Below are 11748 nucleotides of genomic sequence, written 5' to 3' on the forward strand. Positions count from 1 at the left end.
CAGTTGCACCATATTGAAACTGATACGATAATGCAACCGGTTTATGGAGAGAATCGAATGACCCTTGATCGCCGGTCCGGCTGTCCGATCAACCTGTCGCTGGAAGTGTTCGGCGACCGCTGGAGCCTGATCATCCTTCGCGACATGATTTTCGGCGGCAAGCGCCATTTTCGCGAGTTGCTCAACGGCTCGATGGAAGGCATCGCCTCGAACATCCTCGCCGACCGGCTGAAACGGCTGATGGAACTCGGCATGCTGACCAAGGCCGACGACCCCTCGCACAAGCAGAAGGCGATCTACAGCCTGACCGAGATGGCCATCACGCTGGTGCCGATCCTGGCCCATCTCGGTGCCTGGGGCCGTGTCTGGCTCCCGGTCAGCGAAGAGCTCTCGATCCGCGCCGAACTCCTGGAAAAGGGCGGGCCGCCGCTGTGGGAGAAATTCATGAACGAGTTGCGCCACGAGCACCTCGGTACGCCGGCGGACCCGGCCGCCGGACCTACCGTTCGGGCGACCCTTCAGGAAGCCTACGAAGCCGTGGTCGCCAGCAAGGCTCTCGCCGCCAGTCCGGCTGCGTGACCAACTTATTTTCCCGTTAACAGGCCGGCTCTGCTAGAAGTGACGGAAATTACAATTCACGGGATTGGATACGCTCTTGGTCGAGAACTCTAAGGACACTGCCCGCGCCCGCGCGGATCAGCGCTTCAAGAAGCAGGAAGAGGCAGCGACCGTCCGCCAGAAAGCGATGGCTGAGTATGTCGCCGAGAGCGATGCCCGCCAGGCCAAGACCAACAAGCTGCGCGCGCTCCGGCTTGCCAAGGAAGCCGAGGATCTGGCCAACGCGCCGGCAACACCTGTCAAGAAGCCGGCCCGAGCCAAGAAGAAGTAACGCGTTCTTCCGCAGCTTCGACACCGCCCTGCCCCCGTTGAACGTGAGCGCATGTCGGCGCGGCGCCGCATGTCAAACAGGAGACCGCCATGACCGCACTGCCGCTCGAAAAGGCCATTGAGATCATCGATGCCGCTTTCGCCAGGGCCGCTGTCCTCAAGCTCAAACCACTGGGTGTCTCGGTGCTTGATGCCGGCGGGCACCTTGTCGCTTTCCAGCGCCAGGACGGCGCCTCGTTCCTGCGCCCGCAAATGTCGACGGGCAAGGCTTATGGCGCGCTGGCGATCGGCATGGGATCGCGTCGGATCGAGGCATTCGCCAAGGAGCGCCCGCATCTGGTCGCCGGCATCTCCGATGTGTCGGGCGGACGCGTGCTGCCGGTCGTCGGCGGTGTGCTGATCCGCGACAAGGCAGGTACCGTTATCGGCGCCGTCGGCATCTCCGGCGACACCTCCGACAATGACGAGGCCGCCGCCATCGCAGGTATCGAGGCAGCCGGCTTCACCGCCGACCCGGGTTGAACGCCGGAGCTTAGCGACTGGCCGAAGCCGATGGCGTTTTGCTCATCGCCAACGTATGCGGCTCGTCACAAGCGACCCGTCAAACTTCCGCACCGAAAACTTAGTTGAGATTGATGTCCCGGCTGGCCGACCGCATCGACACCGCGAAGCCAGCCAGTACGTCGAACAGTGCGATGATCATCAGCGTGAAGAAGATGGAATGCGCCGCGCCCTTCACCAGCAGGAACTCGACCAGGAACGCCACGAAAACCAGCGTCGACAGAAGATGATCCATGATCGAGGCGCTGGTCGTGCGCGCCGACTTCACCATTTCGAGGAACAGGAAGATCAGCCCGATCAGCACTATCAGGTCGCCGAGCGTCATCGAGAACACCCCGCCCGACATCATGCTGAATGAGAAGATTTCGCTAGCCCACGGATCGTCGCCGCTGCCAAAAATCCCGAGCAGGCCGAGGTTGTAGAGCACGAAAGGTACGATCAATAGCGGGACGGCACCGAACATCTGGCGTCTCCATATGGGGGCACCTTCTGTAGAATGCGCCACAGGCACGCCGTCAAGATTTTTCGTGGAAAGCGGCGAACACGCTCGAAGACCGGGTGCAACAACGATGTCAGCCGGTTGCCCGCCCGCATGATCGTCTGACCAGCATTTGAAGCGGGCGCGCAGGGAACCTTCATTGCCGGATTCATGCCGCCGGATTCGGGCCGCCGGATTCAGGGGTGAAAGCCGGGAGACTCCGGCCTTGACCGGCCGACCTTCGGACCGGGACCGCCAGACGCAGAAAGACCGGCCACGGGCCGGTCTTTCGCTAATTCAGACCTTCGAGAAAGCTGGTCTCAGCTTTCCTTGGGCGTCAGCACCTGGCGACCGCGATACATGCCGGTCTTCAGGTCGATATGGTGCGGGCGGCGCATTTCGCCGGAATTCTTGTCCTCGACATAGGTCGGGGCCTTCAGGGCGTCGGCCGAGCGGCGCATGCCGCGCTTGGACGGAGAGGTTTTTCGTTTCGGAACGGCCATGGATATGCTCCACTACATGGTCAAAAAGCCCCGCCCGCCCTCGTGAAAGGGCCGTGTCAGGGGCCGGAATCTGAGAAAGTCGGGTGCCTATACACGCCTGATGCCGTTTTGGCCAGCGCTGCCCGCGAATTTTTTTGAAACAACTAGTGGAGACAACCGACATAAGCACCGGAACGGCCGGCACGGCGCTCGATCAGATTGGCAAGCCGTCTGAGGCCTGGTCCGGGCTTGGCCGGATTGCGGGCGATGGGGTTTGGCAGGCTGACGGCGAGCAGCGCGGCCTGCCGGCGCGACAGTTGTTTCGCCGAAACGCCGAAATGATGCTGTGCCGCCGCCTCGATGCCATAGATGCCCGGCCCCCACTCGGCGACGTTAAGATAGATCTCCATGATGCGCCGCTTCGACATCACCGCGTCGAAATAGATAGCCAGCGGCAGTTCGACCACCTTGCGTACCGAGCCCAGCGGCCGCGACCAGAGGAAAAGGTTCTTCACCGTCTGCATGGTGATGGTCGAGGCGCCGCGAGTCGCCTCGCCGGCCAGCGCATCGTCGACGACACCCCGCAATTCGCCGAGATCGACGCCCCGGTGGAAGCAGAACTGCCCGTCTTCCGACATGATGACCGAGTTGGCCAGCACCGGGGCGACGTCGTCGATCGGGACCCAGCGCCGGTCGTAGCCGGAGAAAGTCGCCAGGTCCTTCAGCATCAGGGTCGAGACCGGATGCACGAAGAATGGCAGATACAGGAAGGTCAGCACTACCGGCACCAGCGCCAGCGCGGCGGCGACGACGATGCCGCACCGGACCCGGCGCTCGATACCGCGGCGGTTCACACGCCTCGATCTCGTCGCCATGTCCAGCTTTTCGGTTTCATGATCGACGATCGGTTCCGCCAAGCCGCCCAACCCGTGCCTCTCCTCGCTCCGGCATAATGGCGCTTGGCTTCTTGCGCAACGTCTGAGTGTCGGCTACCGCTCCCGACCATGACGAATGACGACGAAATGGCGTTCGAAATGGCGCTTGTTGCGCGGGCAGCCGCCGTGGAGACGCTGCTGCGGCGGTTGCTCGACGACCGCGCGCTTTCAGGTGAGATCGCCCGGCCCGACCGCCTGATGGCGGCGATGCGCCATGGCGTGCTGAACGGCGGCAAGCGTCTGCGCCCCTTCCTGGTCATGGAAAGTGCGGCACTTTTTTCCGCCGACGGCGAAGCGGCGCGGCGCGTTGCGGCCGCACTTGAATGCGTGCATTGCTATTCGCTGATCCACGACGACCTGCCCGCCATGGACGACGACGATCTTCGCCGCGGCCAGCCGACCGTGCACAGGGCCTTCGACGAGGCGACCGCTATCCTGGCCGGCGACGCCTTGCTGACCCTGGCCTTCGACATCATCGCCGATGAGGCGACCACGCTGCCAGCCGAACGGCGGGCAGCCTTGGTGCTGGCGCTCGCCCGCGCCGCCGGTGCCGGCGGTATGGTCGGGGGCCAGAAGCTCGACCTCGAGGCCGAACAGGCGCCGCCGGACGAGGCCGGCATCATCCGGCTGCAGGCAATGAAGACCGGCGCGCTGATCCGCTTCGCTTGCGAGGCGGGCGCGCTCATTGCCGGCGCCTCGTCCGAAGACCGCGAGAGGCTGGCCGAATTCGGCTCGGCGACCGGCCTCGCCTTCCAGCTTGCCGACGACCTGCTCGACCTGACGGCGGACGTCGAGCAGATGGGCAAGGCGACCGGCAAGGACGCCGCCGCCGGCAAGGCGACGCTGGTGGCGCTGCACGGTCCGGCCTGGGCGCGCAGCCAGTTGCACGGTCTCATCGATCAGGCGCACGCGCTGCTTGAACCCTATGGAGAACAGGCGGCGATGCTGAAGGCGGCGGCGAAATTCGTCGCAACCCGCAATAACTGACAGAGAGTCGGGAGATCAGGGTCGATGTCGTCCAATATGTTCGATCTCACCGGGCGCCGGGCACTGGTAACCGGCTCGTCGCAAGGCATTGGGTTCGCCCTGGCAAAAGGCTTGGCAGAAGCCGGTGCCAAGGTCGTCCTCAATGGCCGTGACGCGGCGAAGCTCGCCGCAGCGGCGGCACAGATCCCCGGCGCGGAAGCACTCGCCTTCGACGCGACCGATCATGATGCCGTCCGCTCCGAGATCGACGGTTTCGAGCTGTCGGGCGGGCGTATCGACATACTGGTCAACAATGCCGGGATGCAATTCCGCTCGCCCCTCGAGGACTTTCCCGCCGACGCGTTCGAGCGCCTGCTGCAGGCCAACGTCGCCAGCGTCTTCCATGTCGGCCAGGCGGTCGCCCGTCACATGATCGGGCGTGGCCGCGGCAAGATCATCAACATCGCCAGCGTGCAGACCGCACTCGCCCGCCCGGGCATCGCACCCTACACGGCTACCAAAGGCGCGGTTGGCAACCTGACCAAGGGCATGGCGGCCGACTGGGCCAAACACGGCCTGCAATGCAACGCGATCGCGCCAGGCTATTTCGACACGCCGCTCAACGCGGCACTTGTCGCCGACCCGGCATTCAGCGCCTGGCTCGAAAAGCGCACGCCGGCCGGCCGCTGGGGCAAGGTCGAAGAACTGGTCGGGGCCTGCGTCTTCCTGGCCTCCGATGCCTCGTCCTTCGTCAACGGCCATATCCTCTATGTCGACGGCGGCATCACGGCATCGATCTGATCGGGCACGTCGGACAACATCTCACAGGTTCGCCGAATTTTCCCGCTGCCGCCGTCATCCGGTGCGATCCTGGAACGCGCCGGTGTCCACGTCGCTGATGAAGCGAGCGACGACAGCCGCGCACTCGCGATGATGTGTTTCCAGCAGGAAAATCCGTATGATGGCGGCTACGGGCCTGTAGGCGTGTAATTGATGGAACGAGGTTTAGGTTCCGTGGCGGGCACACGCACGAAATGGAGTGCAGGATCACTTGACCGGCGGTCATTCCCGGCATGTCCGCGCGAACGAAATCTTAATGTAAATGAAGCGTAATCCCGACCATTAAAATAATGCGTATGTGTTGGGGTTGCGCATGCCGGAATATTCTTCCTTCATCCGGTCTGTCCGGGTTCGCTATCTTTCAGGATTGTTGATTTTCGCGCTGGCTTCCGCCGCCATCATGGGCGCGCTCGATCGGGTCAATTCCTTCCGCCACCAGATCGATGCCCTGAGCAGCAATCTTGTCGTCTTCGCCCGCGACCTGCGCAACGCAACCAGCTTCGCCGAGACAACCGGCACCGCCTGGCGAACCGAAACGCGCGATGCGCTGACCGCGTCGGCGCGCGGCCATTCCGAGCGCCTGACCGGCGAGATAGAGACACTTACGGCACAGCTCGCCGCGATACGCTCTCGCCTGTCGACCAGCACCATCAACGAGCTCGAATCCGCGTCCGTCAACGGTGACCTGTTCTGGTCGCCGCGCGACATGGTGCGTAACTTCAACCTGATGTCGGTGGCGCAGAAGGTCGACGAGTGGAGCTATCGCGAAATTCGCAATCAGAATGACCTGTTTACCCAACCGATGCTGGTTCGTGTCCGCACCGCGATGGACGGCGAGCGCCATTTGGCCGACGCTTCCAGTGACCGGCTCCTGCTCTGGGCGACCGGTCTGCTGTTCGCCGTCCTGGCCATCGTCGCCTTCTGGATCTTCCGGCCGATGGAAAAGGCCATCCGCCGCGCCTTCGCCCAATCGGCCGAATCCCTGTCCAAGGCAGAGGCCGCCGACCGCGCCAAATCGGAATTCCTGGCCAATATGAGCCACGAGATCCGCACGCCGATGAACGGCGTGCTTGGCATGGCCGAACTCCTGGCCAAGACCGAGCTGACCACGCGCCAGAAGACCTTCACCGACGTCATCGTCAAATCGGGCAACGCGCTGCTCACCATCATCAACGACATCCTCGATTTCTCCAAGATCAATGCCGGCCAGCTGACGCTCGACCCCGCTCCCTTCCGCCTTACCGAAGCGGTCGAGGATGTCGCCACCCTGGTATCGGCGCGGGTCGCCGAAAAGAACCTCGAACTGATCGTACGTGTCGACCCGCGCCTTCCCGCCCATGTCGTCGGCGACGCCGGACGGTTCCGGCAGATCGTCACCAACTTGGTCGGCAACGCGGTGAAGTTCACCGAGAAGGGCCATGTGCTGATCGATGTCGGCGGTGAAATCGTCAACGATGTCGTCCAGCTCAAGCTCCGCGTCGAGGACACCGGCATCGGCATTCCGGCCGAGAAGCTTCAGAACGTGTTCGAGAAATTCGCGCAGGTCGACGGCTCCTCGACCCGCCGCCACGAAGGCACCGGCCTTGGGCTTGCCATCGCCGCTCGCCTCGTCGACCTGATGGCTGGCAAGATCGGCGTCGAGAGCGAGATCGGCCGTGGCTCCGTCTTCTGGTTCGCGGTGCCGCTGCCCGCGCACCACGCCGACACACGCGACGCGGCCGTGCCGGTCGACGTCACCGGCGCGCGCGTGCTGGTCATCGATGACAATCCGGTCAACCGCGAGATCCTGCTCGAACAGCTCAGAGGCTGGAGCTTCGATTGCGCCGCCGCCGAAAGCGGCGCCATCGGGCTGGCCTTCCTCGATCGCGCCTGGCAGCTGGGTGCCGCCGTGGACTGCATCATCCTCGATTACCAGATGCCCGGCATGAACGGCGCCGATGTCGCCAGGGCGATTGCCGCCGACAGCCGCCTGTCCAGCATTCCGGTCGTTCTGCTGACCTCGGTCGACCAGGTCGATTTCGGCAAGATGATCATCGATTTCGGAATTGCCGCGCATCTGACCAAGCCGGCGCGCTCCGCGGTCCTGCTCGGCACCGTCATTTCGGTCGTCCAGAAGGCCCGTTCGCAGGTCGGCAAGGCGCAGTTCGTCCGCGAACCGGTCCGGCCGCCGCCGGCAGCGGCGCCCGCCTTCACCGTCATCCGCGGCCCGGCCATGCCGGTCGCCCCGGCGCCGGAATCGACGGCCACGCCGAACGGCCCGATCGACATCCTCATCGCCGAGGACAATGACGTCAACCAGCTGGTGTTCGGACAGATCCTCAACGGGTTGGGCTTGAGCTACCGCATCGCCGGCAACGGCCGCACCGCGGTCGAAATGTACCGGTCGCTGCGCCCCAGGCTGATCCTGATGGACGTCTCGATGCCCGAGATGAACGGCTACGAGGCGACCCGCGCCATAAGGGCCATGGAGGCCCCGGCGGGCGCCCACATACCGATCATCGGTGTCACCGCGCATGCCCTGAAGGGCGACCGCGACAAATGCATCGATGCCGGCATGGACGACTACCTGCCGAAGCCGGTTTCGCCGGACCGCCTCGGCGCCAAGATCGGCACCTGGCTCAGCGAGACAGTGGTGGCGAAGACGGCCTAGCCGGCGTCAGACGGCTGCATCCAACTGATAGCGGCGCATCCAGTCGAGGCTTGTCTCATCGGAGAGCTTTGCAACGCCCGGCCTTACATCCTCGGCATTCGGTGAATGGACGCCCAGGGCTTCGCAGATGTCGAGCAATGTCGCGGCTGGGTTGGTGGAAAGGCGCTCATAGCCGACCCGCAGCGGCGTTATGCCTTGCTCCGCGAACCAAATGTCCCAGGCAGCATCGTAGGTCCCGAGTTCCGCGACCTCTTTTTTGATCCGCTGGAAATCATATTCGGGTTCTTTCGCCGGTGCGACCCTTTCGATCTCGGTCCCGTCCGGAGCGACATGCCAGAGTCCGGTCTGCTCCGCCTTGATCAGGGAGACGGCTTGGGCGAGCTTGTCCCCACGCGAAAGATGTATGTAGACGATACGGCCAAATGCCTTTTCTAAACGCGCCTTGTCCGACGGAAGCCCGGGGAAAATCTGCTCGAGGATCGCCGAGAGCTCATCCAGATTTTCCCGCATCAGACGAAGCCCGAAGACACCTGTCCCACTCTTGCCAGCGGCGATCGCCGCGTTGAGATAGGCGACCTGGAATTCGAGCTCGCTCATCGTGCCGCGACTGGACAAGTTCCACTCTTCGGCCCACTCCGCGACGTCCTGCCGCCGATAGAACGAGTGGGGATCGCCGGCTGTCTTCGTAGATGCCAGAAGTTTGCACAGCAAAGTGCTCCCGGTTCTCGGCGTACCGCAGAGAATGTATCCATCGAACATGTTGCGGCCCTGTTGCTCACAAGTGGCAGGGGCTGTTGCCCGGGAGGGATGATGGCTGCCTATACCCGAAATTCCAAGCCGATGCGACGGGCACACGCCAGCTGCGGGCGCTTTCCTGTAAGCAAAACCGCCGGTCTACCGGTTGCGCACCACCACGCACGCTCCGCCGACGCTCTGCAATTTCTGGCAGATGACATTGGCCGCGGCGCGGTCGTCGACCCCGATCCTGACCGCATAGATGCCGCGCCGGCCGATTGGCGTGCGCACCCGGCTGACCACTGGATCATGCCCGCTGAGCAGTGCCGGAAAACGGCTCCGCACCCGCAGCCACTGGCTTATCGCGGCGCTGCGGCGGAAATTGCCGGCCACCTGGATGCCCCATCGCTTTACGTTGATCGAGGCCATGGCCACCGTCCGCGACATGATCACCGGCAGCTTTCGGCACGCGGCGGCAAAATCGGCCTTCGCGTCAAGCGGCTGGATCTTCCCGGCATAGGCCCGGTCGGTGAACTTGTCGACCGGTTCGCCCATGATGTCGAAGACATAGCTCTCTGTTTCCATCGGCAGAAAGCCACCCGAACCCAGCCAGCGCGACACCCGGTTTTCGCCCGCATTGTAGGCGGCGGCCGCCAGTCCCAGGTTGCCATAGCTGGTTTTCATCTCGGCGAGATACTTGGCCGAAGCCGGGATTGCCTGGTTGATGTCGAAGGAATTGCCGAGCCCCCGCATCTTGGCTGTGCCCGGCATGAACTGCGCGATGCCTTCGGCACCGACTGGACTGACGGCGTTGGGATCGAACCGGCTTTCCTTCCAGATCAGCCGGGCGAAGAAATCCCTGGACAGGCCGTTCTGGTCGGCATGGGCCTGGATCAGGTTGCAGACCTTGTCGATCAGCCTCTGCTTGGCGGATTGCGGCGGATCGGCCTGAACACCTGTCGAGCAGCCCAGGACGCAAAGCAGAACCAGCGTCACCCCGGGGAAACGCCGCATGGTGCCTACTCCGCCGCGGCCTTGCCGCGACCGAACCTTTGCTCGATATAGTCGGCGACCATCTTCTCGAAATCCGCCGCGATTGACGGCCCGCGCAGCGTCGCCGCCTTCTTGCCGTCGACGAAGACCGGCGCCGTCGGCGTCTCGCCGGTGCCGGGCAGCGAAATGCCGATATCGGCGTGTTTGGATTCGCCCGGGCCGTTGACGATGCAGCCCATCACCGCGACCTTGAGGTTCTCGACGCCGGGATATTTCTCGCGCCACACCGGCATGTTTTTCCTGAGGTCAGCCTGGATGTTCTGGGCCAGTTCCTGGAATACGGTCGAGGTCGTGCGGCCGCAGCCGGGGCAGGCGGCGACGATCGGCACGAACTGCCGGAAGCCCATGGTCTGCAGCAGTTCCTGCGACACCTGCACCTCCCGGGTGCGGTCGCCATTGGGCTCCGGCGTCAGCGAGATGCGGATGGTGTCGCCGATGCCTTGCTGGAGCAGGATGCCCATTGCGGCAGACGAGGCGACGATGCCTTTCGACCCCATGCCGGCCTCGGTGAGGCCGAGATGCAGCGCATGATTGGAGCGGCTGGCAAGCTCGGTGTAGACGGCGATCAAATCCTGCACGCCGCTGACCTTGGCCGACAGGATGATCTTTTCGCGGCCAAGGCCGATCTCTTCCGCCATCTCAGCCGACAGGATCGCCGACTGCACGATCGCCTCGCGCGTCACTTCCTGCGCCGTCAGCGGGAAGCCCTTGGCCTGATTGTCGTCCATCAGGCGGGTCAAGAGCTCCTGGTCGAGCGAGCCCCAGTTGACGCCGATGCGCACAGGCTTGTCATGCTTGATCGCCATCTCGACGATCGCCGCGAACTGCCGGTCCTTCTTGTCCTTGAAGCCGACATTGCCGGGATTGATACGGTACTTGGCCAGCGCCTCGGCGCAGGCCGGATGGTCGGCCAAAAGCTTGTGGCCGATATAGTGGAAGTCGCCGACCAGTGGCACGTTGATGCCTAATCGCGCCAACCTTTCATGAATGCGCGGCACCGCGGCGGCACTCTCGTCACGATCGACGGTGATGCGCACGATCTCGGAACCAGCGCGGTGCAGCGCCGCCACCTGGGCGACGGTCTGGTCGATATCGGCCGTATCGGTGTTGGTCATCGACTGCACGACAACGGGCGCGCCGCCGCCAACGACCACGCCGCCGACATCGACGCCAACCGACGTGCGGCGGGGGAAGGGAGATGAAAAATATCCGGTCATGCCGGCAGCCTTCTGTCTCTGGAGCGCCATGCGTCCGCTTGGACGCACGAAGTACGCTCCGGGCCGATGCGCTGAAGTCCGGCATGAGGTGGATGAGCAAAGATGGCTTGTCAATGGCGACAGGTCGCCACTGGCCGGAATCCGCCGCCAGAACAATCCATGATCTGGCGACGGCCAAAGGGCAATGGACCCGAATGGATGCCCGTTTCGGTTGCAGCTGGGCGCTGCAAATCAAAAAACACCACACCGGCAACAAGCGCTGCCGGCAGAGAAGCCGCGGATCGTAGACGGCTATGTCAGGAGGGTATCAATGCGTGGTGGGTTGCGCCCTCAGTTTTTCAATCTCGTCCTTGAGTGCCAGCTTGCGTCGCTTGAGATTCACGATTTCGAGGTCGTCCACCGACGGGTGGTTCATCGCGTCATCGATCTCGCGTTCGATGTCGCCGTGTTTCCGCTGCAACTCATCAAGATGGGATGCAAGAGACATGATTGGTTCTCCCTTTCATGGTTTCCTCGATGCAACCGTCAAGGCGCGTCCACCGCAAGTTCGCATCTGTGACGGCACGGTGACAGTGTGCCACCATCTGTCGGCGATGTCGAATGCTGCGTGGTAGCATTCCACGGCAATATGAAATGTGGTATGGCCTGCGCGCCGGTGGCAGAATTGCCGCCCCCGCCCAAATCAGGCCCACTATTTGGGCGTAGCAGACGTGCACACGGTAGAGAATGTCCGATCAGGAACAGGCCGATATTCGCCTCGAATTTTCCCGGCTGAAGCAGGAACACGCCGATTTCGATGCCGCGATCAATGCGATGATCGCCATGAACTGCGACCCGCTGCAGATTCAGCGCATGAAGAAGAAGAAGCTGGTGCTCAAGGACCGGCTGATGGCGCTGGAAGACAGGATCATCCCGGACATCATCGCGTAAGCGGCAACGCCCG

Annotated in this window: 14 protein-coding genes; 7 read left to right on the forward strand and 7 right to left on the reverse strand. The window is 63.3% G+C overall.

What is annotated here, in order from left to right:
* Nucleotides 1-57 precede the first annotated feature (57 nt).
* The 3 genes from NKJ26_RS27050 (at nucleotide 58) to NKJ26_RS27060 (ending at nucleotide 1410) form a co-directional block, all read left to right on the forward strand.
* Nucleotides 58-579, forward strand: coding sequence for a winged helix-turn-helix transcriptional regulator (locus NKJ26_RS27050; protein ID WP_352600242.1), 522 nt, complete (start codon nucleotides 58-60; stop codon nucleotides 577-579).
* Between the two features lie 76 nt (nucleotides 580-655).
* On the forward strand, nucleotides 656-889 hold the full coding sequence (locus NKJ26_RS27055; RefSeq protein WP_352600244.1) for a hypothetical protein: 234 nt from the start codon (nucleotides 656-658) through the stop codon (nucleotides 887-889).
* 89 nt (nucleotides 890-978) lie between these two features.
* Complete coding sequence (locus NKJ26_RS27060) at nucleotides 979-1410, forward strand: GlcG/HbpS family heme-binding protein (RefSeq protein ID WP_352698332.1); 432 nt, start codon at nucleotides 979-981, stop codon at nucleotides 1408-1410.
* A 100-nt stretch (nucleotides 1411-1510) separates the two neighbouring features.
* Here NKJ26_RS27060 and NKJ26_RS27065 read toward each other — a convergent pair whose 3' ends face one another.
* The 3 genes from NKJ26_RS27065 to NKJ26_RS27075 form a co-directional block, all read right to left on the reverse strand.
* Nucleotides 1511-1912, reverse strand: coding sequence for a hypothetical protein (locus NKJ26_RS27065; protein ID WP_352698334.1), 402 nt, complete (start codon nucleotides 1910-1912; stop codon nucleotides 1511-1513).
* 335 nt (nucleotides 1913-2247) lie between these two features.
* The gene (gene rpmF, locus NKJ26_RS27070; protein ID WP_008834724.1) at nucleotides 2248-2430 is read right to left on the reverse strand and encodes a 50S ribosomal protein L32; all 183 of its coding nucleotides are present in this window, start codon (nucleotides 2428-2430) and stop codon (nucleotides 2248-2250) included.
* 143 nt (nucleotides 2431-2573) lie between these two features.
* Entirely contained in the window at nucleotides 2574-3335 is a 762-nt protein-coding gene (locus NKJ26_RS27075) for a biosynthetic peptidoglycan transglycosylase (protein ID WP_352698336.1), read from the reverse strand.
* Between the two features lie 78 nt (nucleotides 3336-3413).
* Between NKJ26_RS27075 and NKJ26_RS27080 the strand changes: the two genes are divergently transcribed.
* From NKJ26_RS27080 to NKJ26_RS27090, 3 genes are all read left to right on the forward strand, one after another.
* Nucleotides 3414-4331: a polyprenyl synthetase family protein gene (locus NKJ26_RS27080; protein WP_352698338.1), complete on the forward strand. Its 918-nt coding sequence runs from the start codon at nucleotides 3414-3416 to the stop codon at nucleotides 4329-4331.
* 24 nt (nucleotides 4332-4355) lie between these two features.
* The gene (locus NKJ26_RS27085; protein WP_352600254.1) at nucleotides 4356-5111 is read left to right on the forward strand and encodes an SDR family oxidoreductase; all 756 of its coding nucleotides are present in this window, start codon (nucleotides 4356-4358) and stop codon (nucleotides 5109-5111) included.
* A gap of 352 nt (nucleotides 5112-5463) precedes the next feature.
* Nucleotides 5464-7800 (forward strand): response regulator, encoded by a 2337-nt coding sequence (locus NKJ26_RS27090; protein WP_352698340.1) that lies wholly within the window; start codon nucleotides 5464-5466, stop codon nucleotides 7798-7800.
* Nucleotides 7801-7806: 6 nt separating this feature from the next.
* On the opposite strand, the gene NKJ26_RS27095 is transcribed toward NKJ26_RS27090, so the two are convergent.
* The 4 genes from NKJ26_RS27095 to NKJ26_RS27110 form a co-directional block, all read right to left on the reverse strand.
* Nucleotides 7807-8559 carry a Stf0 family sulfotransferase gene (locus NKJ26_RS27095; RefSeq protein WP_352698342.1) on the reverse strand — a complete coding sequence of 251 codons (753 nt, stop codon included), beginning with the start codon at nucleotides 8557-8559 and terminating at the stop codon, nucleotides 7807-7809.
* A gap of 135 nt (nucleotides 8560-8694) precedes the next feature.
* Entirely contained in the window at nucleotides 8695-9549 is an 855-nt protein-coding gene (locus tag NKJ26_RS27100) for a transglycosylase SLT domain-containing protein (RefSeq protein WP_027023508.1), read from the reverse strand.
* Nucleotides 9550-9554: 5 nt separating this feature from the next.
* Complete coding sequence (gene ispG, locus NKJ26_RS27105; RefSeq protein WP_352600260.1) at nucleotides 9555-10805, reverse strand: flavodoxin-dependent (E)-4-hydroxy-3-methylbut-2-enyl-diphosphate synthase; 1251 nt, start codon at nucleotides 10803-10805, stop codon at nucleotides 9555-9557.
* A 307-nt stretch (nucleotides 10806-11112) separates the two neighbouring features.
* The gene (locus NKJ26_RS27110) at nucleotides 11113-11292 is read right to left on the reverse strand and encodes a YdcH family protein (RefSeq protein ID WP_027023510.1); all 180 of its coding nucleotides are present in this window, start codon (nucleotides 11290-11292) and stop codon (nucleotides 11113-11115) included.
* 239 nt (nucleotides 11293-11531) lie between these two features.
* Between NKJ26_RS27110 and NKJ26_RS27115 the strand changes: the two genes are divergently transcribed.
* A complete protein-coding gene (locus tag NKJ26_RS27115; protein WP_027023511.1) occupies nucleotides 11532-11735 on the forward strand; it encodes a YdcH family protein in 204 nt (67 codons plus the stop codon).
* The last annotated feature ends 13 nt before the right edge of the window (nucleotides 11736-11748 follow it).

It is taken from the genome of Mesorhizobium sp. M0152 (assembly GCF_040322415.1).
In the GTDB taxonomy this organism is placed as follows: domain Bacteria; phylum Pseudomonadota; class Alphaproteobacteria; order Rhizobiales; family Rhizobiaceae; genus Mesorhizobium.

What these genes read in the sequence shown, in the direction of transcription:
- NKJ26_RS27050 (WP_352600242.1), top strand. Translation starts at nt 58, where the DNA reads ATGACCCTTGATCGCCGGTCCGGCTGTCCGATCAACCTGTCGCTGGAA.
- NKJ26_RS27115 (WP_027023511.1), top strand. Translation starts at nt 11,532, where the DNA reads ATGTCCGATCAGGAACAGGCCGATATTCGCCTCGAATTTTCCCGGCTG.
- NKJ26_RS27095 (WP_352698342.1), bottom strand. Translation starts at nt 8,559, where the DNA reads ATGTTCGATGGATACATTCTCTGCGGTACGCCGAGAACCGGGAGCACT.
- ispG (WP_352600260.1), bottom strand. Translation starts at nt 10,805, where the DNA reads ATGACCGGATATTTTTCATCTCCCTTCCCCCGCCGCACGTCGGTTGGC.
- NKJ26_RS27080 (WP_352698338.1), top strand. Translation starts at nt 3,414, where the DNA reads ATGACGAATGACGACGAAATGGCGTTCGAAATGGCGCTTGTTGCGCGG.
- NKJ26_RS27065 (WP_352698334.1), bottom strand. Translation starts at nt 1,912, where the DNA reads ATGTTCGGTGCCGTCCCGCTATTGATCGTACCTTTCGTGCTCTACAAC.
- NKJ26_RS27085 (WP_352600254.1), top strand. Translation starts at nt 4,356, where the DNA reads ATGTCGTCCAATATGTTCGATCTCACCGGGCGCCGGGCACTGGTAACC.
- NKJ26_RS27110 (WP_027023510.1), bottom strand. Translation starts at nt 11,292, where the DNA reads ATGTCTCTTGCATCCCATCTTGATGAGTTGCAGCGGAAACACGGCGAC.
- NKJ26_RS27090 (WP_352698340.1), top strand. Translation starts at nt 5,464, where the DNA reads ATGCCGGAATATTCTTCCTTCATCCGGTCTGTCCGGGTTCGCTATCTT.
- NKJ26_RS27060 (WP_352698332.1), top strand. Translation starts at nt 979, where the DNA reads ATGACCGCACTGCCGCTCGAAAAGGCCATTGAGATCATCGATGCCGCT.
- rpmF (WP_008834724.1), bottom strand. Translation starts at nt 2,430, where the DNA reads ATGGCCGTTCCGAAACGAAAAACCTCTCCGTCCAAGCGCGGCATGCGC.
- NKJ26_RS27100 (WP_027023508.1), bottom strand. Translation starts at nt 9,549, where the DNA reads ATGCGGCGTTTCCCCGGGGTGACGCTGGTTCTGCTTTGCGTCCTGGGC.